Raw genomic sequence first — 26427 nt, 5'->3', positions numbered from 1 at the left:
TGATATGCCCCGCAGGCGCTTAGCCCAGCACCGTTTCTACTGCGCGTTTGGTGGCGGCGATCACTGTGTCGGCCTCGGTTTGGGTCAGGCAGAAGGGCGGGGCAAATCCCAGGATGTCGCCCTGGGGCATGGCGCGGGCGATGACCTGATCCTGGTCCAGCATGGCGGCGGACAGGCGCGGGCCGATCTTCTCGGACGGATCAAAAAATGTCAGCGTTTCCGGGTCTTTGGCGAATTCAACCGCGCAGAGCAGCCCTTCGCCGCGGATCTCGGCCACATGGGGGTGATCGGCCAGGGCGTCCGTCAGGCCGGCCTTCAGATAGGTGCCGATCTGCGCCGCATTCTGCACCAGATTCAGATCGTCCAGCAGGGTCAGATTCGCCACCCCTGCGGCCGCTCCGATCGGGTGGGCCGAGTAGGTCCAGCCATGGCCGATGGGGCCGTTTTCATCGGTGCCCTGTTCCAGAACTTTCCACATTCTGTCGCCGACGATGGACCCGGACAAAGGCGCATAGGCCGAGGTCAGCCCCTTGGCGATCGTGATCAGGTCGGGCTTCATCCCATAATGATCCGAGCCGAACATGCTGCCCAGCCGGCCAAAGCCTGTCACCACCTCATCCGCGATCAGCAGGATGTCATGCTTGTCCAGAACCGCCTGAATCGCGGGCCAGTAGCCTTCGGGCGGGGGGACGATGCCGCCGGTGCCCAGCACGGGCTCGCCAATGAAGGCGGCGATAGTGTCCGCGCCCTCGCGTTTGAGCAGCGTCTCCAGTTCGGCCACGCAATGAGCGGTAAACTCGACCTCGGACATGTCGCGGCGGGGGCGGCGCAGGTAATAGGGGGCCTGGGTGTGGATCACCTGCGTCAGCGGCAGATCGAACTTGCGGTGAAACAGCTCTAGCCCGGTCAACGAGCCCGTCATCAACCCCGAGCCGTGATAGCCCCGCCAGCGGCTGATGATCTTCTTTTTCTCGGGGCGGCCCAGGATGTTGTTATAGTACCAGACCAGCTTGATATTGGTTTCATTCGCATCCGAGCCCGATTGCCCGAAATAGACCTTGGACATGCCGGCCGGTGCGCGATCCAGAATCATTTTCGCCAGGGTGATGCTGGCCTCGGTGCCGTGGCCGACATAGGCGTGGTAATAGGCCAGTTGATGCGCCTGCTGGGCGATGGCCTCGGCGATTTCGGAGCGTCCGTAGCCCACGTTCACGCAATACAGCCCGGCAAAGGCATCCAGCAGGCGGGTGCCGTCCCGATCCTGAATATGCGCGCCTTCGGCTGTCTTTATCACGCGGGTCGGGCTGTCGCCGCGTGCGTGCTGCGCCAGATGTGTCGAGGGATGAAAGAACGCCGCGCGATCCCAGGCATCAAGTTGGTCATTTTTCAGCATCGGCATCTCCTGTTCTGGCCGGAATCGGGGAATTTGTACACAACCTTTAAGGCGGGACTTGATTTTAGCAAGGTTATTGGGGGTTAATCCGTCTGAAACTTGGATTTTCGCCCATGTTGTGTACAGCGCGGGCGCCCTCGGAAAGGAACTGCCATGAGCGCCAGCCATCTTCCCTTTAGCCCGGCCGAGTATGACCGCCGTCTGGCCCTGACCCGTGCCGCGATGGCGCAGGCGGGGCTGGATCTGCTGTTTGTCACCGATCCGTCCAATCAGGCCTGGCTGACGGGCTATGACGGCTGGTCTTTCTATGTGCATCAGGGGGTTCTGGTGCCGGCCGAGGGCACGCCGATCTGGTGGGGGCGCAACATGGATGCGGTGGGGGCCGGGCGGACCTGCTGGATGGGCGCGGAGTGCATCCACGGCTACCCCGACGATTACGTCCAATCGACCGAGCGCCACGCGATGCAGCATCTGGCCGCGCTGATCCAGGATCTGGGCCATTCGGGCGCGCGGATCGGGGTAGAGATGGAGAACTACTATTACTCGGCCAGGGCCCATGCGGTGCTGACGCAGGAATTGCCGAATGCCAGCCTGCTGGATGGCTCGGGGATGGTGAACTGGCAGCGGCTGGTGAAATCGGACGAAGAGATCGGCTTTATGCGCAAGGCCGCGCGGATTTCCCAGCATGTGATCGAAACCGCACTCCAGCGCGCCGCGCCGGGGCTGCGCAAGAACGAATTGGTGGCCGAGATCTATCATGCGGCTCTGACCGGGGTGGGCGACATCTGGGGCGATTACCCGGCGATCGTGCCGCTGACGCCCTCGGGGCTGGATGCGACGGCGGCGCATCTGACGTGGAACGGCGATGAAATGCGCGCGGGCGAGGCCACGTTTTTCGAGCTGTCGGGCTGCTACCGGCGCTATCACGCGCCGCTATGCCGGACGGTGTTTCTGGGCACGCCGCCCGATGACATGCGCCGCGCCGAAGAGGCGCAGATGGCGGGGATCGAGGCAGGCCTGCAAGCCGCCCGCGCCGGCAACCGGACCTGCGATATATATAATGCGTTCTTAGAGGTGCTGCGGTCTTATGGTATAGATCGTACGGGGCGCGCGGGCTATCCGGTGGGGCTGAGCTATCCGCCCGACTGGGGGGAACGGACGGCCTCGATCCGGGCCGAGGACCAGACGGTTTTGCAGCCGGGTATGGTGTTTCACTTCATGCCCGCGCTATGGATGGACAGCTGGGGGCTGGAGACAACCGAAACCATCCTGATCCAGCCAGAGGGGGCCGCGCAGACCCTGTGCGATGTGCCGCGGAAACTGTTCGTAAAGGACTGAGCCATGCAATTGGCCTATAGCAAAGAGATTTTGGGCGAGCTGATCGGCTTTCCTTCGTTGTCCGATGACAGCAATCTGGCGCTGATCGACTATGCGGCGGGGCTGTTGCGCCTGTGTGGGGCCGAGGTGGACATCCAGGCCGCCCCCTGCGGCACCAAGGCCAATCTGTTCGCAACGCTGGGCCCGCGTGTAGATGGGGGGATCGTGCTGGCGGGGCATACGGATGTGGTGCCGGTGGCCGGGCAGGACTGGGGCTCGGACCCGTTCGTGATGGTCGAACGCGAGGGGCGGCTTTATGGGCGCGGGGCCTGCGACATGAAGGGGTTTTTGGCGGCCGTTCTGGCCTCGGCCCCGGTGTTTGCGCGCCGTGTGCATGATCGCCCGCTGCATATCGCCATGACCTATGATGAGGAAACCGGCTGTTTCGGCGCGCAGGCTCTGGCCGGGATGCTAAAGGCGCAGGGGCTGCGGCCCAGCCTGGCCATCGTGGGCGAGCCGACCGAGATGAAGATCATCGAAGGCCATAAGGGATGTTATGAATATTGCACGCATTTTCAGGGGCTTGAGGGGCATGGCTCGCAGCCTGATTTTGGGGTGAACGCGGCCGAGGCGGCGGTGAAATATGTCTCGCGGTTGCTGCATCTGCGGGACATTCTGCGCGATATGGCCCCCGCCGACAGCCCCTTTGATCCGCCCTGGACGACGATCAATATCGGGCAGATTCAGGCCGGAGTGGCACGCAATGTGATTGCCGGACAGGCGCAGGTGGATTGGGAAATGCGCCCGGTTGATCCCAAGGATGCGCATTTCGTGACAACTGCGCTGCGCGATTACGTCACCCATGAATTGCTGCCGCAGATGCGGGCGGTGCACGCGGGCTCGGATGTGCGCACGCAGGTGGTGGCCGAGGTCGGCCCGCTGATGCCCACCACCCGGAACGAGGCCCGCCGGATCGTCAGCGCGCTGACCGGGCACAAGGACGCGGCGCAGGTCGCCTTTGGCACCGAGGGCGGGATATATCAGGCGCTGGGGATGGATGTGGTGGTGTGCGGGCCGGGCTCGATCCGGCAGGCGCACAAGGCCGATGAATACCTGGCGCTGGATCAGCTGAAGGCCTGTCTGCGGATGCTGGACGGGCTGTCCGAACATCTGAGCGCCGCGGGAAAATGACATCGCAGCAGGATAACGCGGCGGTCTCGGGCCGGGGGCGGCATCGGGCGATCCACGGGGAAATCCGGCGGCGTATCTGCCTGCTGATCTATCCGCCGGGGCTGCGGCTGTCCGAAACCGAGCTGGCGCAGGACTTCGGGATCAGCCGGACGCCTCTGCGCCGGGTTCTGGCGCGGCTTGAGGACGAGGGGCTGGTGCAGTCGCAGCACGGTATCGGCACGCTGGTCACCGATGCCGGGATTGATCAGCTGGCCGAGGTCTACCGCCTGCGGGTCGAGTTGACAGCGCTGACCGGGCGGCTGGATCCGGTGCAGGCCGATGCGGCGTTTTTGCAACGGTTCGAGCGGCTGATCGCGCGCAGCCGGCAGATCATCACGGGCGGCTCTGCGCAGGAATTCACCGAATTCGACATCGAAGTGTTCGAAACCCTGCTGGAGCTGGTCGGCAATCCGCCGCTCCGGCAGGTGCTGGAGCGGCTGTATTATCAGACCAAACGGATCTGGTTGCAGTTCGTGCTGAACTCGCGCCTGGATTTACAGGACGAGTTCCGCATTTTTCACCACGAGCTGGAGGCCATCCGGCTGGCGCTGCGCGCGGGCGATCCGGCCGCTTTGGCCGATGTGCAGCGCGCGCATATTTCCATGAGCTTTCAACGGCTTTTGCAGCAAAAACCCTAGGCTTTGGCGGCGCTCAGAACCACCGGGGTTTGCTGTTGAAACCCGCGAAAAAGCTGATCCCACTGGCGGGCGAACTCCACCGACTGAAGCGCCGCATCGGGGCGGGGGGCGGCGGGAATGTCACCGTTCAGCAGGCTTTGCAGCGCCGCGCTCCAGCCTTCGACGGTGTAGTTGCGCACGGGGGTGGCCCCGTCGGCGATCTGATCCTTCAGCCCGTCGATTCCCGACACCAGAACGGGACGACCGGCGGCGCGGGCTTCAAGGGCGACCAGCCCGTAGGCCTCCCATCGCGAGGGCATGGCAATGGCGTCCACGGACTGCATTGCGGCCTCGGGGCTGTCGCTGTGACCGGCAAAAACAATACGCGGATCGCCCTCGGCCAGGGCGGTCAGCCGGGCGCGCTCGGGGCCCTCGCCATAGAAAATCAGCCGTGCGTCCGGCGCGGCGATCTGGCGGAAGGCCGGGATCAGCAGATCAAAGCCCTTCTGCCTGTCCAGACGTCCCATGGCGCCGATGGTCCGCGGGGGGCCCTTGGGCGCGGGCAGGGCGGCAAAAGAGGCCAGCGGCACAGTCGGAGAAATCACGCTGAGCGCGCCCAGATCGGCCAGGCGGTGGCGAAACATCCAGCGCGCCTGCGCCTGGCTGACGGCAACCAGATGATCGAACATCGCATAGCCGATCCGCAGCAGCGTCAGAAACCGATCCTTCTTGGCCACGTTCAGCGCGGTAAAGGACTGGGTGTAGCTGTGCTCGACATGGACAAGGGGGGTGTCGGCATGTAGCGCGCGCAGGGAAATCAGGGCGGGCAGGGTGCGCCAGCTGACCGACAGATGCGAGACAATGACATCTGCCTTGATCCGCCGCATGGACAGCGCCCCCTTGCGCACCACGCGCAGGCTGTGGTGGGCGTTGCGGCCCATGTCCGGGTCGGTGCAGATATACTCCAGCAGGCGCATCACGCCGCCGGCGGTGGTGTCGTCAACCAGGTGAATGATCTGAGGGCGTTTCATGGCGGCTCCTTTCGGGATTCAGGTTTTGGGCAGGGCGGGGCGGAACAGGCCTGACAGCGGGCGCAGGGCGGCCGGGCCCAGCAGGGCCAGCGCCTGAGCCGCGCCCCAGGTGATCAGGGTTTTGGCGGGCTCTTCGATCAGCGGCCGCCCCGAGGTAGCCAGCGCGCGCTGCATCAGTTTGCGGGCGGTGTTGCCGTCCATGTCGCTGATGGCGCGGCGCGCCAGATAGCGCAGCTGATAGGCGCGGGCGGGGGCGGCGTGCCGGTCAAAGAACGCCGGGTTCAGCGGGCGCAGCTTGGTGATCATGCGTTCCCATGCGGCCAGCTGGCGGCTGGTATTGGCGGACAGCCCGCCCGGATTGATGCGATACAGGGTCAGCGCACCGGGGATGCCCTCGATCGTCCAGTCGGTGGTCAGGGCCAGGCGCAGCCAGCATTCGATGTCCTCGGACTGGCGAAAGGTCTCATCAAACACCCAGTCGCGCTGGGTCTCGATCAGCGGGCGGGTGGCAATGTCACGCAGCGCCGCGCGCCGCATCACCAGGGCCGAGCCATTGCCCACCGGGTTCCGTTTCAGGATATGGGCGGCGGTGACATTGCGCAGCCTGGGCGATTGAGTATGCGCGGTGGGCGTGCCCTCGGCTGTCATCAGCCGCGAGCCCGCATAGCTGAGCCCGACCGCGGGATTGGCATCCAGATGGGCCACATGCTGGGCCAGCTTTTCCGGCAGCCACAGATCATCGGCATCGCAAAAGCCGATATAGTCTCCCTGCGCGGCGGCAATCCCGGTGTTGCGCGCGCCGGCCAGGCCTCGGTTCGCCTGGCGCACCAGGTGGATGTTGGGCGCGCGGGCATAGGCCTGGGCGATCTGCGGGGTGTCATCGGTGGATCCGTCATCGACGATGACGATCTCAAAATCGGTATAGGTCTGGACGATCAGCGCCTCCAGAGTCTGACTCAGCGTGCTGGCGCAATTGAAGGCGGGAACGACAACGGTTGCTTTGGGCATGACGTGGACCTTTCTTAGTGGCTGAACAAAGCGCGGCGCAGAGCGCGCGGCAGGACAGGGGCCAGGGCGGCGGCCAGGGCGGTGGCAATCCCGCGCCGGGCGGGGCTGCAAAAGGCGCGGGGGCTTTGGCGCAGGCCGTCCAGCGACAGGCGCAGGGCCTCGAGCCGGCCCAGATCCAGACGCAGGGCGCGGCGGGCCAGATAGCGCAGATAAATTGCCTCGGTCGCGCTGTCGGGCCGGTAGCCGTAGCGTTGCGCGGTTTGCAGCACCCGCAACCGGCTGGCGCGCATCGCCGGCAGATCCGAGGACAGCCCCGTGGGAGAGGCCCGATACCACACCTGCACCTCGTCAATGCCGCGCAGGCTGGCCCCCGAGCCGACGGCGCGGATCAGCCAGTCCAGATCCTCGTTGTGGACAAAGCTGCGGTCAAACCCGCCCGACAGCAGGAAAATCTCGCGTCGGATGGACAGGTTGGACAGGGTGCAGACCGGATTTTCCCCCATCAGAATCGGGATGCTCAGCGCGGTTTTGGGCATGTTCGACAGGCTGCGCGCATCGGCCGGGTTCTGGGCGAAAAACGCCACCCGTCCGAAAGTGCCATCCACAAGCGGTGAAACCATGGCCTGCGCGATCTGCGTCAGCTTGGTGTTGGCCCACATGTCATCGGCATCGCAAAAGGCCAGAATATCGCCCTGAGCCAGATGAAAGGCGGCAAAGTTGCGCGCGTCGCTGGGGCCGTCGCCGGGGTGGCCGGCCAGGCGGATACGGGTGTCATTGCGGGTCCACTGGCCCACGATCTCGCGCGTCGCATCGACAGAGCCATCGTCAATCACCAGCGCCTCCCAATCGGTATAGGTCTGCGCGACGATGGCGGACAGGGTGTCTCCGATCGTGTTGGCGGCGTTATAGGCGGGGATGATGATGGAAAAACGGGGCATGGGTTACACTCGGATCAGGGGACGGGAGAAAGCGAAGGACAGCGCCGGGATCGAGGCCAGGCCAAGCACCGCAAAGGTGACGGCGGTATAGCCGGTGGCGATGGCCAGCAGGCCATGAGGCGCCATCAGGATCGTGTTGGCCACCAGGGCGGTGGTCAGCAGGGCGGTGACGGCGAATTCCTTTTGCGGCTGGTCCTGGGCGCGCAGCCATCCGGCGGCCGAGGTCCACAGCAGGGTCGGGATCGCCGCCAGGCACAGGATGGACACGACAGGCGCATGTTCGGCCCAGGTCTGGCCCAGCAGCAGCGGCACATAGACCGGCGCCAGCAGCGCCTGAGCCAGAACGGCGGGGGTTATCAGACCCAGGCTCATGATAATCGAGTTGCGCAGCGCATGGGCCCGATCCTGCGCGGCGCACAGATGCGGGAACAGCACCGTGGCAAAGGCCACCGAGAACGAGCTGGCAATGCTCAGCCCCGCGTTGAAGGCCATGAAGTAGATCCCCAGCGCCTCGGTGCCCAGCACCAGCCCGACGATCAGCTTATCGGCCTGCATCCGCAGGGCCTTGACGATCTCAACCCCCAGCACGGCCCCGCCATAAGAAACAAAGGGGCGCAGGGCCGCCGGGCGCACTTGTGGGGCACGCTGCCAGGGGTGCAGGCGGCGCATGGCGATCAGCCAATAGGGGGCGGTCAGCAGGCGCGGCAGGATCAGCGCCAGAGCGCTTGGCCAGATCAGCGCCAGCGCCACGGCCATCGCATTCGCGATCACCACCTGGCTGCCGGCAATGGCGGCGGTGCGTTTCATTTTCCCGGCGCGCATGGCCAGGCCGGCCTGCACCAGCCCGCCGGGCATGAACAGATACTCGGCCGCCAGGATCAGGATCAGCAGCGATACGGTCAGATTGCCGCCCAGCATCCACAGTGCTCCGGCTACGCTGGCCTGAAGCGCGAACAGCCCCCCACACCAGACCCAGAAAATCCGGTGGGCGGCGGCGCAGGTGGCCGCAAGCACCGAGTCGGGCGCGGCGATAATACGTTGGATCACCCCGTTTTCCGTCAGCGCCTTCAGGATGTCGGCAGCGGCCAGCGCGGCGGCGGCCAGGCCGATCTGAACCGGATCCAGACGATGTGCGACGGCCACGACCACGAACAGGCGCGACAGCTTGGCCGCAGCCTCGGACGCGCCATAGGCGGCCAGGTTCTGGGCCAGTGTCTTTGTGCTGCTTGTCTGCTTTGCGCTGTTCATGATCGTGTCCGTGCTTGGGTATAGGCTCAGACTATCTGAAGGCGAAGGCGCATGCCGCTGCGCACAGGGGCGGATCGTTGGGGGAAAGGCAGCGCGCGCCTATCCGGGTGGGTAGGTCCGCCTATCTGTCCGCAGTATTGGCGCGAACAGATTGTTGCCTTAGAGGGGGCGCTGACCCTAAGATGGTTAAAACAAGAACCCGAGCGGAGCCCCGATGACATCCTTCCCCAAAGCGAACGCTTTTCTGGGCCTTGGCCTGGTTTTTCTGGGCGGCTGCTCTGTTTCGCCCATGCCCGACAATATCGAGCAAGTCTCGCGCGGGGGGGGGTATCAGGCGCAATATCGCGAACCGCCCTCGGCCATCGCAAAGCCCGTCTTTCTGGAATCGGCCACGATGAACGCGCAGCGCTGCAAGCCGCTTCTGGGGGGCGGTTTCACCGATATGGCGCAGGGCGGTAAGGGCGGAAAACTGGCGGCGCTGCCACTTTTGGGCGAACGGGTGACGCGCAATGATCTGGTGGATGTGCGGGTCGATGACGATGAGGTGCTGAACGGATCTTACGTGATTTCGCGTGATGGCACGCTCAAGCTGCCCTTTCTGGATCCGATCCGCGCGCAGGGGCGCACCACGGATGACATCGAGGCGGATCTGGGCCGCGCCCTGCTGGCCGAAGGGTTTTACGAAACGCTGCCGCGCCTGTCGGTGCGGGTGACGGATTTTGCCTCGGTTTCGGTGGGGGTGAATGGCGCCGTGTTCGAACCCCACGCGGTCGAGATCGGCGGCGTGCCAGGCGATCAGATCGACAGCGAACGCCAAACCGCGCTGGGATCCTCGACCGAGGCGCGCAATCTGTCGGCGGCGATCCGGGCGGCGGGGGGATTGCGCCCCGATGCCGATCTCTCCGCGGTCGAGCTGCGCCGGGCAAACCGCACCTACCGGCTGGACCTGCGCGATCTGTTCGCCGGGCGCACCAATGCCGATGTGATGTTGCTGACCGGGGACGAGATTTTCGTCCACAGCCGCGATTGTTTTCAGGACGATCTGATGAAACCGGGCCCGCTTAGCCCGCCGGGGGTGACGCTGTTTTTGTCGAACCTGACCCAACCGGCCTTGCACAATGCTTCGTCTGCGATTGGCCGCGAGGTGCGCGAGGTGCCGTATGGCACGCGCTATATTCAGGCGGTGGTGGATTCGAACTGCGTGGGCGGGGCACAAGTGACCAGCGCGCGGCGCTCGGCGCTTTTGGCTTCGCGCAATCCGATGACGGGTGTGTCCACGGTGATCGAACGCAAAATCGAGCCGCTGCTGCGCCGCGCGGACCGCGATGATTATGATCCTTACGTGCTGCCCGGCGATGCGCTGGCCTGCTATGACAGCAGCGTCACCAACCTGGCCGAGGCCGCCCGCGTGCTGGGGCTGATCGGCGCGCTGACCCTGTTTAACAAAAGCTCTGGAAGCGATTAAAGCCACGGGCATGGCGGGCCGGTGCTGCCCTGGCGCGCGCGATGGGCCGGATCACGGCACAGGCCAAAGCGCCTGGGCGGCTTTGATCTTTGCCTGCAAGGTCTCAGAGGGCGCGCCGGTTTTGGCCGCATGTTCAATCTGCACAAGCGCGTCGCGCAGGTCCAGCCGGTCAAAGGCGGCGGCGGACCCGGCCACCATATGACAGCGCGCGGCGATGTCGGCGTGATCGGTGCCGGGGGCGTTCAGCCAGGCCATCAGCTCGGAGACTTCGGCCTCGAACCGGCCGCGCAGCCGTTCCAGAACGGTGCTGTGCGGCGCGGGGGCGGGGGCTGTGGGGACGGGGGCGGCTGTGGGGACGGGGGCGGCTGTGGGGGCGCGTTCGACCTCGCTGAGGAGGGTCAGCAATTCGTTCTGTTGCAGCGGTTTGCCCAGGAAACCGGACATGCCGGCCTCGTCGATTTTGCTGCGCAAATCCGGCAGCACGTTGGCCGACAGCGCCACAATCGGCACCCCGGCCGAGGCCCCCTGGCCCGCGCGGATTTGCCGGCAGGCCTCAAGCCCGTCCATCACCGGCATCGAAATATCCATCAAGATCAGGTCAAACCGATGCGCGCCCGCGGCCTGGACGCCTTGCAGCCCGTTGCGCGCGGTCTGGACGCTGTGGCCCATCAGCTCCAGCCGCTCTTGCAGCAGCATCAGGTTGATTTCATTGTCCTCGACCGCCAGGATGTCCAGCTTGCGCTGCAGGTCATGCAAGGTGGGCGGCGCGGCGTCGGGCTCGGGGGGGGCGCATTCTGTCATCGGCAGGCGAATCCAGAACACGCTGCCGGCCCCCGGCGCGCTTTCCAGCCCCACTTCGCCGTTCAGAGTTTCGACCAGCCGGCGCACGATGCCCAGCCCCAGCCCGGTGCCGCTGCTCTGCCGCTGAAATGAGGTGTCAATCGTCTGGAAATCCTCGAAGACGCGGGCCTGATCGGCCTGAGCAATTCCGATCCCGGTGTCGATCACCCGAAATTCCACCTGTCCGGGCGCCACGCGCTCGGCTTCAAGCGAGACCTTGCCGTCACGCGTGAACTTGATCGCATTGCCCACCAGATTCAGCAGCACCTGTTGCAGCTTGGCCGCGTCGGTCTGGACCCAGGTCATCTGCTGGCCCAGCCAGCCCCATTGCAGCGTGTTGCCCCGCGCCTCGGCGTGGCCGCTCTGGCCGTCCACGATATCCTGTAGCAGGTGGCCCAGATGGGTGGGGGCCTCGGTGCTGGCGATCTGTCCGGCCTCGAAACGGGCGATGTCCAGCACCGTGTCCACATGCTGCATCAGCTGCCGGGCCGAGATCGACATGTTATGCGCATAGCGCCCCTGCCGCTGGGTCAATTGGGTTTCTTCGAGCAGGGACAGATTGCCGATCACCCCGTTCAGCGGTGTCCGGATTTCGTGGGTCATCACGGCCAGGAAATCGGATTTGGCTTTCTCTCCGGCCAGGGCGCGGTCGCGGGCCTCGACCAGCTCTTGCTCGGCGGCGACCTGGGCCGAGATGTCGCGCAGAAAGCCGATGATCAGGCGGTCTTCGCCGCGTCCGGCGCTTTCCAGGGCCAGTTCGCAGGGGAAAACCTCGCCGCCTGCGCGCATGGCCTCCAGTTGCAGGCGGCCATGGCCGATCACGCGGGCCTCGCCGTTGCGGTTCATCCGGCGCACCCCGTTGAAATGTGCCTCGCGCAGGTGTTCGGGCACCAGCAGATCGCCCAGAGGCTGGTTGCGGATGTCCTCAAGCCGATAGCCGAAAATCCGTTCGGCGGCGGCGTTGAAATCCAGAATGCGCCCCTGATTGTCCGACACGATCACCGCATCCAGCGACGCATTCACCACCGTGTTCACCCGCGCATAGGCCTTTTGCAGTTCGATCTTGCCGCGCTGCGCCTGATGCCGCATCCAGTGGGAATAATAAGCCAGCAGCGCCAGCGCCGCGATCAGCGAGGTCGTCACCAGGGCCAGCCGCTGTAGCGAAATGGCGATGGATTTGCGCCGCTCGTCCGACAGTTTGGCAAAGTAGAACAGCCCCGAATTGGCCAGTTTGCGCACCTCTGAATCCAGCTCGGCCGTTTCCCGTTGCAGGACCAGAAGCTCTTGCTCCGAGGCCGCTTCCAGCCCGTCGATCAGCGGCACATGTCGGTCCAGAAAGGCGCGAATCCCGGTCAGTGCTTCGGTGAAATCGCGTGTCTGGCGCAGATCCTGATAGAGCGCGCCATTTTGCAGCGTGGCAATGCGGCTATAGAAGATGTCGAATTCCTGCCGGATCTGATCCAGATCGGGCGCGCCGCGCGCGATGCCGTGGTCCAGCTCGCGTTCGAATTCCAGATATTCGACTTCGGCCTGCGACAGGGTCCATTGCACGTTATCGGAATTGGCCGATTCCAGCAGTGTCAAATCGCGCGAAACCGCCTGCGCCAAAGAGATGATCGCCACAATGCAAAGCACGGCGGCGGTCAACAGAACGGCATATCCCTGGCGGCGCAAAGTTCCGGCTCGTAACATTTATCCTCGTGCGGGTTGGCCTTAGTCGGTGATCTGGATGCGATCCAGCTGCCAGATACTGCGCGAGTATATCACCTCGGTTCGATACGAGGAGGCCGAATCGTACGGATATACAATCCAAAGTGGTCCTTTGTCGCGCACGGACATGGCCGCGCCATTCAGTTGATAGGCGATGATCGGGCCGCCCTCGATCGCGTCCGAGGCCGGAATGTCCACCGAATAGTCATTGATCGCATAGCTGCGCAGGATCGCCCCTTCGGCGCCCACCGCCTGGGCCAGATCCTTCAACGCGACGCCCACGAATGTCTGATCGCCCGCGGTCCAGATTGTCGAGGTGGTGATTTCCTGCGCGGGCAGGGCGCGTAGCATGGCCATGTCGAACTGCGCGGTGTCGCCGGCGTTGGTTTCACTGATCGTGCCAGACACGGTCAGAACCACCTTGCCTTCGGGCGTGGCCAGCTCGGCCAGTGCCACCTGTGCAAGCGAAAGCGTCAGCGCCGCACCAAGGGCCAGGGGGCGCAGCGGGCGAAAGAGGGGGGGCAACATTGAGGTCTCCTTGACGTAGAACGGCTTGGACCCAGTTATCGCATAGAGCGGATCGCCGGGCATCTGGGCAATCGGATGCGCACCTACCCGGTCGGATAGGTGCGCCTATCCTTTTGGGGGGTCAATAGGCGCCGCGCCCGCTGATCACCGTGCGGACTGTCAGCGCGATCAGGATCAGATCCAGCAGCACCGAGCGCGAGCGCGCATAGGCCACATCCATCTGGATCATCTTTTCAAAGCTGATGTCGGCGCGGCCTGACACCTGCCATACGCCGGTCAGGCCGGGGCGGACGGACAGGCGCTCCAGTGCGGGGGCGGGGTAGGCGGCCACTTCTTCGGGCAGGGCCGGGCGGGGGCCGACCACGGACATATGCCCCAGCAGGATGTTCAGGATCTGCGGCAGCTCATCCAGAGACGAGCGGCGCAGCAACCGGCCCACACGCGTCACCCGCGGATCGTTGCGGGATTTGAAGCAGATACCGTCCCGATCCGAGCTGGCCAGAAGCGCCGCGCGCCGTTCCGCCGCATCCACATGCATCGAGCGGAACTTGATCATCCGAAAGGGACGCCCATCGCGCCCCACCCGTTCCTGGGTAAAAAAGACCGGGCCCCGGCTGTCCAGCCTGATCGCCAGAGCGGTCAGCGCGAACAGCGGCGTCAGGGCCAGCAGGCCGCAGGCGCTAAGCGTCAGATCCAATGCGCGCTTGGCGATCTGGGCGGGGCTGGGGCGCGGCAGGGCATGGCGCATCGCGCGGGCCAGAAAGGTGACATTGCCGATCAGATAGCGGCGGGCCATGCGGCGGGGCTCGATTGCCAGGCGCCAGACCCATTCGGCCCGCGCCCGGCGCACCGGCTTGGGGGCGCGTTTCACATTGCCGGCCAGAAAATCGAACAAGGCCCCAACCCCCAGCCGCAGCTGCGGCGACAGGCGCGCGCCATTGCGATCCAGCCACAGCTCTTGCAGCGGAACGCCCAGAGCGACCAGCAGAATATCCGCGCCCGAGGCATTGATGGTGTGAATGGCGGCGTCCTCGTTCTGCGCATCCTGATACCCGTTCAGCGTGCCCGCGATTTTCAACCCCGGAATGGTCAGGCACAGCCGGTCCGCCGCCGCCTGCGCGGTGCCCGGACGCCCGCCCAGCAGAAACACGGATTTGCCGCGCCGCGCCGCCTCGGCCAGCAGGGCCGGGGTGAAATCGGTGCCGTTCAGGTTCTCTGCCAGCCGATTGCCCTGCATCCGCGCGGCCAGCTCAACGCCGATCCCGTCCGGCAGGACATAATCGGCCCGCGCCAGCGCCGCGCCATAGGCCGGATTCTGCGCACGGATATTGGCGCAATGCGCATTGAGAAAAAACACCTGCCGCGCCGCGCTGCCGCTAAGCAGCGCCTGCACCGTTTCATGAGTGGTGGCAGTAACGACGGGCAGTCCCAGAATGGGAAGCGTCGGCAGGCTCCCATCCGCGCAGCGCGGTTTGGGATAGGCGGGGATGCGTGTGAAAGGACGGGCATCGGCGGCGGGGAAAACTTGGGTCATCTGCATGGGGCAACCTCGGGGGTGTGGATGGGTTCGGGATTGCCCTGAGCGTGCCGCCCTGACCCTGCGCCGCGCAATCAGGCGGGCGGACAGGTTCGGGGGGCGTTGGTTTGGTCGGGGCTGCCGATAGGGTGCCCAAGATGCGCTGACGCCCCGGAACCCATCCGTCCGGATAGGTGGGCTGCCCGAACGCGCGGGGGGGCTTTGGGATAAACGCTTGAGTTCGCGGGGCGCTGAGGATTTAATCGCTCATAGATAGAGAGAGAAAAACCGATTGCGTATTCTGATAGCCGATGACCATGAATTGCTGCGCGACACGCTTGTTGCGTTCCTGAGTGCCGAGGGCGGGCTGGAGACAGACACCGTTGGCTCGTTCGATGAGGCCCGTGCGCTGATCGAGGGCGGTCAAAGCTATGATCTGGTGCTGCTGGACTACAAGATGCCAGGCATGAACGGGCTGGACAGCCTGCGCCAGGCGCTGCAGATGCGCGATGGTCTGAGGGTGGCGCTGATCTCGGGCGAGGCCACGCGCGCCATTGCCGAAGAAGCACTGGAGGCCGGCGCGGCCGGGTTCGTCCCCAAAACGCTGCCTGCCAAGTCGCTGGTCAACGCGATCAAATTCATGGCCATGGGCGAACAATACGCCCCCATCGCCTTCATGACCGCCGAAGAAGAAGAGGCCGTCAACCCGCTGGCCGAGAAGCTGACAACCCGCGAGATGCAGGTTCTGAAGGGGCTGACCGAGGGCAAATCCAACAAGGAAATCGCCCGCGATCTGGACCTGACCGAGCCGACGATCAAGCTGCATATGAAGACGCTCTATCGCAAACTTGAGGTGTCGAACCGGACGCAGGCGGCGATCGTGGCGCGCGATGCGGGGGTGTTTTGACCGGCCCACGCACCCATCCGATCGGATAGGGGCCTAGCCATTTCCCCAAGAGGACCATCCAAGCGCGCGGCACAAATGCGGCGCGTTTCGCGTTAGGGATGTAGCCAAAGGAGACATCCAATGGTTACCAGGCCCCACCCCGCAATTTCCCCAAAACCTGCCTTGCCCAGCCTGTGGCGCATCCCTCTGCGTCTGCTGTCGGTGCGGCGGGTGTTGCGGGGGGGGCGTCTGGACGATCTGGGCCGGCTGCCGCGCTATTTGGGGTTTTTCCTGCTGGGCGCGGCGCTGATCTGGGCGCCGATCACGGGCTATCTGAAAACCGCGCCGCTGCGCTATGCCTCGCATGGGTCGCTGATCCTGCCTGGCTCGGGCGCGTCGGCCTCGGTGAATCTCAATGAGATCGGGCAGGCCTCGTCCTATGCTAATTCGGCCTTTGCCAGCAATGCGATCAGCCCGACGGAAACCTACAAACGCCTGCTGGCCGCGGATCGGATCGTTCAGGCTGCGGCCGATCGGGTGGGGGTCCAGCCGCGGGCCTTTGGCAAACCGCGCGTGACCCTGGTGGATCAGACCGGCATGATTCACCTGCGTCTGGACGGCCCCAGCCCGGCGCAGGCGCAGGCCCGCGCGCAGGCGCTGCTGAACGCCTTCTTCGAGGAACTGGACCGCCTGCGCCAGGACGAACAGCAAACCCGCGAGGGCGGCGGGCAGGGTGCCATTCAGGAATATTACGCCTCGGTGCAGGCGACGCGTGCCGCGATCACTGCCCTGCAACGGGAAACCGGGCTGCATTCGGCGGGGCAATATAAGGAGCAAGTCGCCGCCAATGACCGTCTGCGCGATCAGCTGGAAACCCTGCGCGCTCAGCTGCAACAGCGCAGCGGGGCCGTGGCCAAACTGTCCACACAGCTGGGGGTCAGCCCCGATCAGGCGGCTGCGGCGCTGAAGCTTTTTGCCGATCGCGAATACCTGACGATGATGACGCAAATGGCCCAGAGCGCCTCGGATCTGGCCGGTTTGCGGGCGCGCTTTGGCCCGCAGCATCCCGATGTGACCCGTGCGCGGGCGGCGCATGAAGCCGAGCAGCGCCTGACACTGGCGCGCGCCACCGCGCTGACCGGGCTAAGCGCGCAGGCGCTGGCGCATCTGGATCTGGCTCCGGATGGGGCCCGAGCGGATTTGCTGTCTGAACTGGTCCGCCAGGAAACCGAGCGCGCGGGGCTGCACGCGCAGACCGAAACCCTGGCGCGGCGTCTGATGCGTGAAACCGCCCGTCTGGACCGCGCCGCCCCCCAGGCCGCGCAGCTGGAGGATATGCAGCGTGATTTCGACGTGGCCGAGGCGGTCTTTGCCTCTGCCATTGCGCGGGCGCAATCGTCGAAATCGGACATCTATGCCTCGTATCCGCTGGTGCAGGTGCTGGAAGACCCGACCCTGGCCGAGCGCCCCAGCTCTCCTAATCGGAAACTGGCGCTGGTGGCCGGGGCAGGCGCAACAGTGTTCCTGCTGATCGGGCTGGCCATGGGCTGGGTCCGCCGCCGCCTGATCGACGGGCTGCTGGGCACAAAGGCGGCCCGGTCATGAGGCCGCTCAACCCGGCCGAGGCGCTGATCTGGCGCGCGCTGATCTGGACATGGCCGTTCTATGCCATCGGCGCGCTGTATCTGGTGGGGCCGGTTCTGGGGTGGCTGCTGGCCGGGCTGGCGGTGCTGTCGCTGTATCTGGGCCCCGCGATCCGCACCGACCTGCGCGCCACGGGCCCGATCCCGCCTGTTGTCTGGGCGTGGATCGCGGGTATGGCGGTGATGCTGGTGGCGCTGTGGGTGGGCCATCTGGACTGGGGCCTGGGGCTGAAGAAGACGATCAAATCCTCAATCGGATGGGCCAAGGGCTGGGCGCTGCTGGCGCTGTTCATTCTGGCTGGTGCCATCCTGCCGATCCGGCGCGAGCTGCTGGTGCGGGCGCAATGCGTGGTGGGGGCGTGGACGCTGGCTCTGGCGCCGCTGCTGCTGGTGGCGCCCTATGTGGGGCTGCCGTCCAGGCTGTTTACCTCGCCGTTCAAGGCCGTGGGCGGGCCGGGGCCTGAATATTTCTCGGTTTATCTGTATACGCTGGATCCGGCCAGCTGGACGCCGCGCTGGCAGTTCTTTGCGCCCTGGTCGCCCTTTGCGGCCTTGCTGGGGGTGATGATGGTGCTGTTCGCGCTGGAGGAAAAGAACCGCCGCTGGATGTGGGTTGGGCTGACGGCGGGGGTGCTGATGATCCTGGCCTCGAAATCGCGCATGGGGCTGGTGGGGCTGGTGGCCTGCACGATCGGCCCGCGGATGCTGCCGCTGATCCTGCGCGGCTGGGCCTGGCAGGTGCTGGCGGGGGTGACGGCCTCGATGGCGGTGCTGGGCGGGGCGATCTGGAACAGTCTTCAGGCGGGGGTGAACGCATTTGCCTCGGCGCGGGCAGATAGCACGCGAGTGCGCGCAACGCTGCAACGCATTGCCTCTGAGCGCTGGCAGAATGAGGCCTACTGGTTCGGCCATGGCACCGTCCAGCCCGGTCCGCATCTGGTGGAATACATGCCGATCGGCAGCCATCACACCTGGTATGGGCTGCTGTTCGTCAAGGGGCTGGTGGGCTTTGCCGCCCTGCTGGTGCCGCTGCTGTGGCAGATCGGTCTGGGGCTGTGGGATGCGGCGCGCGGGCCACGCGGGCGGCTGCCTCTGGGGATTGTCATGACGTTTGTCCTGCTGTCCTTTGGCGAGAATATCGAGATCGAGGCCTATATGCTGTGGCCCGGATTGCTGATTCTGGGGCGTCATGCGCGTGAGCTGGAGACCGAACGGACCGGGCTGCGCGCTGAGGGTGATTCGCGCCCTTTGCGGGGCATAAATACGTTGCCTGCTGGGGCCGAGAAGGGGCCAAACCCCTAAAATCCCCGAGATTGGTTCGACATTGGCGACAATTGACCCTGCGGAAGTTTGAAATTGGGCGAAAATGTGTCACCCAGGCGGCTGAATTGGGAAATGTGGCATTGTTCGCAATTCGGGAACAGTTTTGCAGCTATAAGGCGCAGGATTCCCGCAGGGGTTGCGGGTTCGGGGCGTATCTTGCGGTAAAATCTCAATTTGTCACTAAATTTGAGCCTCATATTGTCTACATTCATTGCAAATTCCCCGTGCTGGCTGATCAAATTTGTCACAAAATGGGGCGAAACCGGGCAATTCCGTGGAAATCCTGTCTTTTTTGGGGCCATGGCTTTGGCTAGATTTCAATGGACAGCCCGACTGGGGGGCGAAGTCTATGGCCACTGGGGCGGCCATTGGAACCGTTGCGCATCACTGATGCGAAGCTGCTGACGTACCACATCTGTGTAATCCTGGGGGGGAAAACAGGTCAGGTACTGGATCGGAAAGACCAACGCCGGAATGCGTTTCCGGTGCCGGGACAGGTTTGCTTCGCTGACGGCTGATTGCGCGACATTGTGGAAATGGGCATGGGCCTCGCGCCCGCTTGTCTAAGGATAAGGCCGCAAGGCGCGAGAGTCTGGTGAAAGAGGTTTGTCATGGCTAATTTGTTTTTGGATTGGGGTGCCATTGGGGCAACCAACGCGGCTGTAACGGGATCGTCAACTGTGGACACTGGCGGGGTGAATGTCACCGTCGGCTTTACCCCCGTTGATGAAAGTGCCGAAGCCTACGTCATGGCAACAGACACTTACGTTGCGCCGGGCGAGGTGTTCGACGCTGGCGATTCCGTGCTGAAACTGCTGGGATCGGGCGGCGAGGGCGGCCGGGACACCACCTCGGTTGTGTCGCTGGATTTTGCTTCGGCCGACGATGCCTATGGTGACGAAGTTCAGGATGTCAGTTTCCGCATTTCGGATATTGACGGCGGCGCGGACCCCTACACCGAGGGCGGCACCTCGATGCTGGATGTGGTGACCGTGCGCGCCTATGATGCGCATGGCAACGTGGTCCCTGTGACCCTGACCCCCGGCAGCGCCGTTGGCGTGACCGGCGATGACATGACCGGCGGCGGTGCCAATTTCGAACCCACGGACGCCGAGGGCTCGGCTCTGGTGGAAATCGCCGGCCCCGTGGCCCGGATCGAGATCGAATACGCCAACGAAGGCGACGGCGCGCAGCGCGTCTATGTCACCGATGTGCATTTCGAAACCATCGACTGCGATGAACCCGAAGAGCCGGGCGAGCGCGACGGTATCGTTCTGGGTACTGGCGGGGACGATCTGATCGACACCTCGTATGACGGCGATCCCGATGGCGATTTCGTGGATGCGGGCGATAATATCTTCCCCGGCAATGACCCCGACGATGACGTGATCCAGGCCGGTGACGGCGATGACACCATCCTGGGCGGCAATGGCGAAGACACGATCGAGGCCGGTGACGGCGCCGATGAGGTCTATGGCGGTGACAACCACGATGTCATCTATGGCGACGATACCGTGCCGGATGCCACCGATCTGCCCGATCTGGGCTATCCGGGGCTGTATGGCTCGGACGCGGACCCGGATAACAACCGTGACTATATCGACGGCGGTGACGGCGCGGATGAGATCTATGGCGGCGATGACGCGGACACCATTCTGGGCGGTCTGGGCGCTGACACGATTGACGGCGGCATTGACGCCGACCTGATCGATGGGGGCTCGGGCCATGACACGATCATCGGCGGCGAGGGCTCGGACACGATCAACGCGGGTTCGGGCGATGACCTCATCTACGGCGGGCTGGACCCGATCTATCCCGACTCGGTGAATATCGAGGATGACTCTGACCTGCGCCCCGAAAACGGCCGCGATCTGATCCACGGTGAAACCGGCGACGACACCATCTTTGGGGCCGATGACGACGACACCCTGTATGGCGACGCGGGCAATGACTTCCTGGATGGCCAGATCGACGAAGACCTGGTGATCGGCGGCAATGGCGATGACACCCTGTTCGGCGGCGACGGCGACGATACGCTGGTTGGCGGCTCGGGCGTGGATAACATGACCGGCGGCGCGGATCGCGATACCATCATCGGCATCGAAGCGGGCGAACATGCCAGCGGTGACGAGGATGGCGATGACTGGGATACGCTGATCCTGACGGGCGGCAATGCGCGTGTGGGCACCACCACGACAGACAGTGATGGCAACGGCTTTGACGGGACCATCGAATATCTGGATGACGACGGCAATGTGATCGGCACCGCGACCTTCGAAAATATCGAGGAAATCGTGCCCTGCTTTACCCCCGGCACCCGGATTGCCACGCCTCAGGGCGCGCGTCTGGTGCAGGATCTGAAGGAAGGCGACAAGGTTCTGACCCGTGACAACGGCATTCAGGAAATCCGCTGGGTGGGTGCGAAACAGCTGACAGGGCTGGAACTGGCGCAGACCCCGCACCTGAAACCCGTGCTGATCAAGGCCGGCGCCCTGGGCAATGGCCTGCCGGAACGCGACATGATGGTGTCGCCCAACCACCGGATGCTGGTGAATAGCGACAAGGCTGCGCTCTATTTCGAAGAGCGCGAGGTCCTGGCCGCAGCCAAACATCTGGTCGGGATGGACGGCATCCATAATGTGGACGTGATGGGTACCACCTATATCCACTTCATGTTCGACCGGCACGAGGTCGTCCTGTCGGATGGCGCCTGGACCGAGAGCTTCCAGCCGGGGGATTACACCCTGAACGGTATCGGCGATGCGCAGCGTCAGGAAATCCTGGAGCTGTTCCCCGAACTGGCCACGCAGGACGGTATTCGGGATTATGCCGCCGCGCGCCGCTCGCTGAAGTCCTATGAGGCCCGTCTGCTGGTGAACGGCTAAGCTCTCTATACTCTTTGCAGCGACCTGCCCGGCCTGTTCGGGCGGGTGCGGGAATAGGGGGTGGGGCTGTCCTCTGTTCCTTGCGAATTCCCTGCTCTGGGCACTGCCTGGGGCAGGGTTTTTAACTTTGAGGCGAAACAATCGCCCCATTTCCCCCGGATTTCTGCTGAAAAACCCTATTCGCGCCCCATTCTTGCCGGGAAACCCTTGTGTAACCAATGCGCGATAAGTTCCGGACATCGCCGGGACACAGGTATTGAGGCAAAGTCACATGCGGAGCACACACATTCCGTCCGCGCGTGTGCTGGGCAGCGCAGCCCAGACACAGGGGCCTTGCCAAACATTGGAGTCGGCAAGGTGAGTGTTTCATTCGTTTCATATGGTATCGACGTGGTCAGCGACCCCGCTTTGGTCTTGCAGCCTGGGGGGGGCAATGACGGGGCAGGCCAGATCACGCTGACCGGCGGCAGTCAGCTGTTCGATGACGGCAAGATCGTCGAATTTTTCGTCAGCGAAGTCTCGGCCGACGGTGAGATTATGCCCGGCGCTCAGATCACCGGGATCAAGGTTTACGCCAATCTGGCCGAGTATCAGGCGGGCACGGTTCTGTATGATTACAGCCCGACCACGCCGGGGGAATATGCGCCGACGCAGGCCGATCTTGAAGGGATGGGCGACACCTACCTGCGGTTCGACGCCAGCGTTCTGGTCTCGGGGGATGCGGGGGCGCCGGTGCTGGGGGACATGTTCGTCGCACCGGGGGCAGACGCGAATGACGCTTATGGCAGCCTGACGCTGGACAGGGACACGGATGTGGACCTGGACGGGGATGGCATGATCCAGGGCGGTACGACGGAAGAGGGCAACACCTGGTTCAACATCAATCTGCCGGACCATGTGTATGGGCCGATGCCGGATCATATCGTGTCCGGCACCGGCGGCGATGACTGGATCGACACGTTTTATACAGACGATCCGCAGGGCGATCTGATTGACGCGGGCGATGCGCCGGACCTGTCGGATGACGATCACGTTCAGGCCGGGGGCGGCAATGACACGGTGCTGGCCGGGCTGGGCGATGATCTGGTCGAAGGCGGCGCGGGCCATGACCAGCTGGAGGGCGGCGAGGGGAACGACACGCTCTATGGCAATGCGGGTAACGACCGCATGTATGGCAATGACGGCGATGATGTCGGCTATGGCGGCGCGGGCAATGACACGTTCGAAGGCAACTATGGCAGCGATTATTTCGAGGGCGGCGCGGGCGACGATTCCATCCTGGGGGATGTGGGCGATGACACGCTGATTGGCGGCGCGGGCAATGACTGGCTGCGCGGCAGCGTCGGCAATGATTCAATGTCGGGCGGCACTGGGGATGATTACATCTGGTCGGGGTTTCAGGACGATACGATCTCGCTTGAGGATAATTTCGGCAATGACACTATCGAGATGGAGGACATCGACGAAACCACCGGCGATGTGCTGGACGCCAGCGCCGTGACCTCGGATCTGACGGTGGATCTGCGCGCGGCCTCGGCCGGGGTGGGCACGCTGTCGGATGGGGTGTCCACTGCGCATTTCGAAGGGGTCGAGCATCTGATCCTGGGCTCGGGCGATCATACGATCGTGCTGGGGCAGACCTCGGGGGTTGATGTGTTGCAGGGGTTCACGGCCCCTACGGATAATGGTGACGGAACCTTCACCGGCCATGACGTGCTGGACCTGACCGATATGATCAATGACGATGGCGATCTGATTGATACCGCCGATGTCACCGTATCGGATGACGGTGCGGGCAATGCGGTGCTGTCGTTTCCAGGCGGCGAGGGGCTGACGCTGATCGGCATTGCGCCCTCGGCTTTGGGCAGTCCTGCGGCTCTGCACGCGATTGGCATTCCGCTGGCCCCGGTCAATTCCGATGGGGTGGTTGAGGGCACCAGCGGCGGCGACCTGATCGACGACAGCTATGCCGGCGATCCCGACGGCGATGTGGTGGATGGCGCGGACGGCGATGATGACCTGATCGAGGCGGGCGCGGGCGATGACACGATCGACGGCGGCGCGGGCAATGACACGATGCGTGGCGGCGGCGGGGATGACACCTTTACCATGGGCGCGCAGGGCGGCACCTCCAACACGATTGACGGGGGCGAGGACGGCGAAACCCTGGGCGATACGCTTAATATCATCGGGCCGGCGACGATCACCTATGATCCGCTGAATGCAGAGAATGGCACGGTCGAATGGCGCGACGGCACCACGCTGAGCTTTGAAAACATTGAAAATGTGAACTATGTGCCCTGCTTTACCCCCACCGCGCTGATCAAGACCGCGCGCGGCGAAAAGCCGGCGGGGCTGTTGCAGCCGGGGGATCTGATCCTGACGCGTGACAATGGGATGCAGCCGATCACCTGGATTGGCGCGCGCGCGCTGTCCCGGCGGGGATTGTCGCGGGCTCCGGATTTGCGGCCCGTTCTGATCCGCAAGGGGGCTCTGGGCGGGCAACAGCCTGAACGGGATCTGATGGTCTCGCCTCAGCACCGGATGCTGGTTAGCTCGCGTCAGGCGGCACTGTGGTTCGGCGAGCCCGAGCTGTTCGTGCCCGCCATTGCGCTGACGTGCCTGCCGGGGGTCAAACAGGTGCGCGCGCCGGGCGTCACCTATGTGCATTTCATGATGGAGCGTCACCAGGTGGTGATGGGCGATGGCGCCTGGAGCGAAAGCTTCCAGCCCGGTGACAGAACGCTGGCGGGGATGGACCCGGCGCAACGGGCCGAACTGTTCACCCTGTTCCCCGAACTGGCCGATGAAAACCCGCTTGAGGCATATCCGGCGGCGCGCGTCACCCTGTCCTCGCGCGAGGCGCGGGTGTTGCTGGGTTAACCCTGCTGCGCGCGCCAGGCGGCCCAGGCCTGGGGCGTGTCCAGATCGGTCAGCGCGTGTTCGGCCGGCAGGGGGACCAGGTGCAGCCGGTGGCGGTGGCGGACGATCACCTGCCGCGCGCCCTCATCCCCGCGCAGTTCCAGCAATTCGCGCAGCAAATCCTGCGGGAAGATAACCGGATGGCCCGCGCGCCCCGCAGCCGAGGCCCCGCGGGTGATGGCCCCTTCCTCATGCGCGCCCCAGACCGAGGCCAGATCCTGTTCGGTCAGCTCGGGCATATCGGCGGGCAGGATCATCACATCGCTGGCGGCGGGCAGCGCGCCGATCCCGGTGCGGATCGTGGCGCCCATGCCTTCGTGTGCCTCTGACACCCAGATCGCCTGCTCTGGCTGCACCAGCTGCGCGCGGGGATGACTGGGGCCGGGCAGGCAAACATACACCCGATCGGAAGCGGCCATGGCGCGTTGGGTTATGATTGCCAGCAGGGGGGTATTGTTGATTTTTTCCAGAAGCTTATCGCCCGAAGTTCCCATTCTGGATGAACTTCCGGCGGCCAGGATAAGCGTGGTGCGCTCCATCCCCGGCCTCAGAGTTTGCGGATTTTCAGGCGGGTGACGCGGTTGCCATCGCGGCCGCGCACCTCGAAACGGAACCCATGGAAGCTGAACACCTGCCCGACCTCGGGGATCATCTGCGCCTCGTGGATCACCAGGCCGGCGACGGTGTTGGCCTCATCATCGGGCAAGGCCCAATCGGTGGCGCGGTTCAGATCGCGGATCGTCATGGCCCCGTCGATCAGCGACTGCCCGTCCTTGGTTTTCTGGATGGGGTGATCGGCGGCGGCATCGAATTCGTCGGTGATTTCGCCGACGATCTCTTCCAGGATGTCCTCCAGCGTGATCAGCCCCTCAAGCGAGCCATATTCATCCACCACCAGCGCGAAATGCGTGTGCCGACGCAGGAACTGACGCATCTGATCGTCCAGCGTGGTGGTGTCGGGCACAAAGTAGGGCGGCATGGCCACGTCCAGAATATTGAACCCTTTCAGGCCCTTGGCCTCGGGCCCGAAGGCCAGTTTGTGCATCGAGCGCAGCAGATCCTTGGCATGGACGACGCCCACGATATTGTCCGGATCGCCCTGAAATACCGGCAGGCGGGTGTGGCTGCTTTCCAGACATTGCGACAGGATGGCCTCGGGGGCGTCATCGGCGTTGATCATCTCGATGCCGCTGCGGTGGAGCATGATTTCCTCGACCGCGCGGTCCCCCAGATCCAGCGCGCCCAGGATGCGATCGCGATCTTCCTTTTCGACGATCCCTTCGGAATGGCCCAGATGCAGCGCGCCGGCGATTTCCTCGCGGACGGCCAGGATCTGGCTGTCCGGGTCGGTCTGCACGCCGAAAACCCGCAGCACCAGACGCACCAGCCAGCGCACGGCAGTCACCAGCGGGGCAAAAACCGTCACCACGATCTGAATAGGACGCGAGACCCCGGCGGCGGCGCGCTCGGCATTGGTGATGGCATAGGTTTTGGGCAGGACTTCGGCAAAGATCAGCACCAGCAGCGTCATGACCAGCGTCGCCAGCGCCACGCCGCTTTCACCGAACACGCGGGTGAAAAGCGCCGTCGCCAGAGAGGTGGCCAGAATATTCACCAGATTGTTGCCCAGCAGAACCGAGCCGATCAGCCGTTCGTTATCTTCGGTGATGTTCAGCGCCCGCTGCGCCCCGCGCGAGCCCTTATCGGCCTGCGCCCGCAGCTTCCCGCGCGAGGCCGCCGTCAGCGCGGTTTCCGACCCCGAGAAAAAGCCCGAAAGCACCAAAAGAAACAGGATCGACGCGGCGGTGATCCAGAATGCGCTGTCCAGAGCGGGGCCCAAAACGGGAGTGGTGTCCATGGTGATCCCTTATCAATCCATCGGCCAGAAACTTGCTAGGGTTATGGGGATCAAATCGGGCGTGATCAA

19 protein-coding genes are annotated in these 26427 nt (G+C 64.3%); 9 read left to right on the top strand and 10 right to left on the bottom strand.

Annotated features, from left to right (window positions below; translation table 11 throughout):
- Positions 1 to 19: 19 nt before the first annotated feature.
- Positions 20 to 1393 carry an aspartate aminotransferase family protein gene (locus ACP15O_RS18140; protein WP_425097431.1) on the bottom strand — a complete coding sequence of 458 codons (1374 nt, stop codon included), beginning with the start codon at positions 1391 to 1393 and terminating at the stop codon, positions 20 to 22.
- 153 nt (positions 1394 to 1546) lie between these two features.
- Between ACP15O_RS18140 and ACP15O_RS18135 the strand changes: the two genes are divergently transcribed.
- The 3 genes from ACP15O_RS18135 to ACP15O_RS18125 are packed head-to-tail and all read left to right on the top strand — an operon-like array spanning position 1547 to position 4578.
- Complete coding sequence (locus ACP15O_RS18135) at positions 1547 to 2731, top strand: M24 family metallopeptidase (RefSeq protein ID WP_425097429.1); 1185 nt, start codon at positions 1547 to 1549, stop codon at positions 2729 to 2731.
- 3 nt (positions 2732 to 2734) lie between these two features.
- On the top strand, positions 2735 to 3901 hold the full coding sequence (argE, locus tag ACP15O_RS18130; RefSeq protein WP_425097428.1) for an acetylornithine deacetylase: 1167 nt from the start codon (positions 2735 to 2737) through the stop codon (positions 3899 to 3901).
- The gene (locus ACP15O_RS18125; RefSeq protein ID WP_425097427.1) at positions 3898 to 4578 is read left to right on the top strand and encodes a GntR family transcriptional regulator; all 681 of its coding nucleotides are present in this window, start codon (positions 3898 to 3900) and stop codon (positions 4576 to 4578) included. The genes argE and ACP15O_RS18125 overlap by 4 nt, the downstream gene beginning before the upstream one ends.
- Here the strand turns inward: ACP15O_RS18125 and ACP15O_RS18120 are convergent.
- From ACP15O_RS18120 to ACP15O_RS18105, 4 genes are read right to left on the bottom strand one after another with little or no spacing between them, the layout of a single operon-like run.
- Positions 4575 to 5588 carry a glycosyltransferase family 4 protein gene (locus ACP15O_RS18120; protein WP_425097426.1) on the bottom strand — a complete coding sequence of 338 codons (1014 nt, stop codon included), beginning with the start codon at positions 5586 to 5588 and terminating at the stop codon, positions 4575 to 4577. The two genes, ACP15O_RS18125 and ACP15O_RS18120, sit on opposite strands and share 4 nt — an antisense overlap.
- Positions 5589 to 5606: 18 nt before the next feature.
- Positions 5607 to 6596, bottom strand: coding sequence for a glycosyltransferase family 2 protein (locus ACP15O_RS18115; protein ID WP_425097424.1), 990 nt, complete (start codon positions 6594 to 6596; stop codon positions 5607 to 5609).
- A 14-nt stretch (positions 6597 to 6610) separates the two neighbouring features.
- On the bottom strand, positions 6611 to 7534 hold the full coding sequence (locus ACP15O_RS18110; RefSeq protein ID WP_425097423.1) for a glycosyltransferase family 2 protein: 924 nt from the start codon (positions 7532 to 7534) through the stop codon (positions 6611 to 6613).
- A 3-nt stretch (positions 7535 to 7537) separates the two neighbouring features.
- Positions 7538 to 8782 carry an oligosaccharide flippase family protein gene (locus ACP15O_RS18105; protein ID WP_425097422.1) on the bottom strand — a complete coding sequence of 415 codons (1245 nt, stop codon included), beginning with the start codon at positions 8780 to 8782 and terminating at the stop codon, positions 7538 to 7540.
- 214 nt (positions 8783 to 8996) lie between these two features.
- On the opposite strand from ACP15O_RS18105, the gene ACP15O_RS18100 reads away from it, so the two are divergent.
- Positions 8997 to 10247, top strand: a complete 1251-nt coding sequence (locus ACP15O_RS18100; RefSeq protein WP_425097421.1) for a polysaccharide biosynthesis/export family protein — start codon at positions 8997 to 8999, stop codon at positions 10245 to 10247.
- A gap of 51 nt (positions 10248 to 10298) precedes the next feature.
- Here ACP15O_RS18100 and ACP15O_RS18095 read toward each other — a convergent pair whose 3' ends face one another.
- The 3 genes from ACP15O_RS18095 to ACP15O_RS18085 form a co-directional block, all read right to left on the bottom strand.
- On the bottom strand, positions 10299 to 12779 hold the full coding sequence (locus ACP15O_RS18095) for a hybrid sensor histidine kinase/response regulator (RefSeq protein WP_425097420.1): 2481 nt from the start codon (positions 12777 to 12779) through the stop codon (positions 10299 to 10301).
- Positions 12780 to 12800: 21 nt separating this feature from the next.
- Positions 12801 to 13325, bottom strand: a complete 525-nt coding sequence (locus ACP15O_RS18090; protein WP_425097419.1) for a putative pterin-binding protein — start codon at positions 13323 to 13325, stop codon at positions 12801 to 12803.
- Positions 13326 to 13446: 121 nt separating this feature from the next.
- On the bottom strand, positions 13447 to 14859 hold the full coding sequence (locus ACP15O_RS18085) for a WecB/TagA/CpsF family glycosyltransferase (protein WP_425097418.1): 1413 nt from the start codon (positions 14857 to 14859) through the stop codon (positions 13447 to 13449).
- 274 nt (positions 14860 to 15133) lie between these two features.
- Here ACP15O_RS18085 and ACP15O_RS18080 point away from each other — a divergent pair, with 274 nt between their 5' ends.
- The 5 genes from ACP15O_RS18080 (at position 15134) to ACP15O_RS18060 (ending at position 24461) form a co-directional block, all read left to right on the top strand.
- Positions 15134 to 15748 (top strand): response regulator, encoded by a 615-nt coding sequence (locus tag ACP15O_RS18080; RefSeq protein WP_425097417.1) that lies wholly within the window; start codon positions 15134 to 15136, stop codon positions 15746 to 15748.
- Between the two features lie 120 nt (positions 15749 to 15868).
- Positions 15869 to 17332, top strand: a complete 1464-nt coding sequence (locus ACP15O_RS18075) for a GumC family protein (RefSeq protein ID WP_425097416.1) — start codon at positions 15869 to 15871, stop codon at positions 17330 to 17332.
- Complete coding sequence (locus tag ACP15O_RS18070) at positions 17329 to 18672, top strand: O-antigen ligase family protein (protein WP_425097415.1); 1344 nt, start codon at positions 17329 to 17331, stop codon at positions 18670 to 18672. Before ACP15O_RS18075 ends, ACP15O_RS18070 begins: the two co-directional genes overlap by 4 nt.
- Before the next feature lie 632 nt (positions 18673 to 19304).
- The gene (locus tag ACP15O_RS18065) at positions 19305 to 21578 is read left to right on the top strand and encodes a Hint domain-containing protein (protein WP_425097414.1); all 2274 of its coding nucleotides are present in this window, start codon (positions 19305 to 19307) and stop codon (positions 21576 to 21578) included.
- A 357-nt stretch (positions 21579 to 21935) separates the two neighbouring features.
- On the top strand, positions 21936 to 24461 hold the full coding sequence (locus ACP15O_RS18060) for a Hint domain-containing protein (protein ID WP_425097413.1): 2526 nt from the start codon (positions 21936 to 21938) through the stop codon (positions 24459 to 24461).
- On the opposite strand, the gene ACP15O_RS18055 is transcribed toward ACP15O_RS18060, so the two are convergent.
- Positions 24458 to 25039 carry a nucleotidyltransferase family protein gene (locus ACP15O_RS18055; RefSeq protein WP_425097412.1) on the bottom strand — a complete coding sequence of 194 codons (582 nt, stop codon included), beginning with the start codon at positions 25037 to 25039 and terminating at the stop codon, positions 24458 to 24460. The two genes, ACP15O_RS18060 and ACP15O_RS18055, sit on opposite strands and share 4 nt — an antisense overlap.
- Positions 25040 to 25047: 8 nt before the next feature.
- Positions 25048 to 26358, bottom strand: coding sequence for an HlyC/CorC family transporter (locus ACP15O_RS18050; RefSeq protein WP_425097411.1), 1311 nt, complete (start codon positions 26356 to 26358; stop codon positions 25048 to 25050).
- Positions 26359 to 26427: the final 69 nt, after the last annotated feature.

Source organism: Youngimonas ophiurae (nom. illeg.), from assembly GCF_049803795.1.
Classification (GTDB): domain Bacteria; phylum Pseudomonadota; class Alphaproteobacteria; order Rhodobacterales; family Rhodobacteraceae; genus Thalassobius.
The sequence above is the reverse complement of the archived record's forward strand: the minus strand, read 5'-3'. Positions and strand labels throughout refer to the sequence as shown.

What these genes read in the sequence shown, in the direction of transcription:
- ACP15O_RS18140 (WP_425097431.1), bottom strand. Translation starts at nt 1,393, where the DNA reads ATGCTGAAAAATGACCAACTTGATGCCTGGGATCGCGCGGCGTTCTTT.
- ACP15O_RS18135 (WP_425097429.1), top strand. Translation starts at nt 1,547, where the DNA reads ATGAGCGCCAGCCATCTTCCCTTTAGCCCGGCCGAGTATGACCGCCGT.
- argE (WP_425097428.1), top strand. Translation starts at nt 2,735, where the DNA reads ATGCAATTGGCCTATAGCAAAGAGATTTTGGGCGAGCTGATCGGCTTT.
- ACP15O_RS18125 (WP_425097427.1), top strand. Translation starts at nt 3,898, where the DNA reads ATGACATCGCAGCAGGATAACGCGGCGGTCTCGGGCCGGGGGCGGCAT.
- ACP15O_RS18120 (WP_425097426.1), bottom strand. Translation starts at nt 5,588, where the DNA reads ATGAAACGCCCTCAGATCATTCACCTGGTTGACGACACCACCGCCGGC.
- ACP15O_RS18115 (WP_425097424.1), bottom strand. Translation starts at nt 6,596, where the DNA reads ATGCCCAAAGCAACCGTTGTCGTTCCCGCCTTCAATTGCGCCAGCACG.
- ACP15O_RS18110 (WP_425097423.1), bottom strand. Translation starts at nt 7,534, where the DNA reads ATGCCCCGTTTTTCCATCATCATCCCCGCCTATAACGCCGCCAACACG.
- ACP15O_RS18105 (WP_425097422.1), bottom strand. Translation starts at nt 8,782, where the DNA reads ATGAACAGCGCAAAGCAGACAAGCAGCACAAAGACACTGGCCCAGAAC.
- ACP15O_RS18100 (WP_425097421.1), top strand. Translation starts at nt 8,997, where the DNA reads ATGACATCCTTCCCCAAAGCGAACGCTTTTCTGGGCCTTGGCCTGGTT.
- ACP15O_RS18095 (WP_425097420.1), bottom strand. Translation starts at nt 12,779, where the DNA reads ATGTTACGAGCCGGAACTTTGCGCCGCCAGGGATATGCCGTTCTGTTG.
- ACP15O_RS18090 (WP_425097419.1), bottom strand. Translation starts at nt 13,325, where the DNA reads ATGTTGCCCCCCCTCTTTCGCCCGCTGCGCCCCCTGGCCCTTGGTGCG.
- ACP15O_RS18085 (WP_425097418.1), bottom strand. Translation starts at nt 14,859, where the DNA reads ATGACCCAAGTTTTCCCCGCCGCCGATGCCCGTCCTTTCACACGCATC.
- ACP15O_RS18075 (WP_425097416.1), top strand. Translation starts at nt 15,869, where the DNA reads ATGGTTACCAGGCCCCACCCCGCAATTTCCCCAAAACCTGCCTTGCCC.
- ACP15O_RS18070 (WP_425097415.1), top strand. Translation starts at nt 17,329, where the DNA reads ATGAGGCCGCTCAACCCGGCCGAGGCGCTGATCTGGCGCGCGCTGATC.
- ACP15O_RS18065 (WP_425097414.1), top strand. Translation starts at nt 19,305, where the DNA reads ATGGCTAATTTGTTTTTGGATTGGGGTGCCATTGGGGCAACCAACGCG.
- ACP15O_RS18055 (WP_425097412.1), bottom strand. Translation starts at nt 25,039, where the DNA reads ATGGAGCGCACCACGCTTATCCTGGCCGCCGGAAGTTCATCCAGAATG.
- ACP15O_RS18050 (WP_425097411.1), bottom strand. Translation starts at nt 26,358, where the DNA reads ATGGACACCACTCCCGTTTTGGGCCCCGCTCTGGACAGCGCATTCTGG.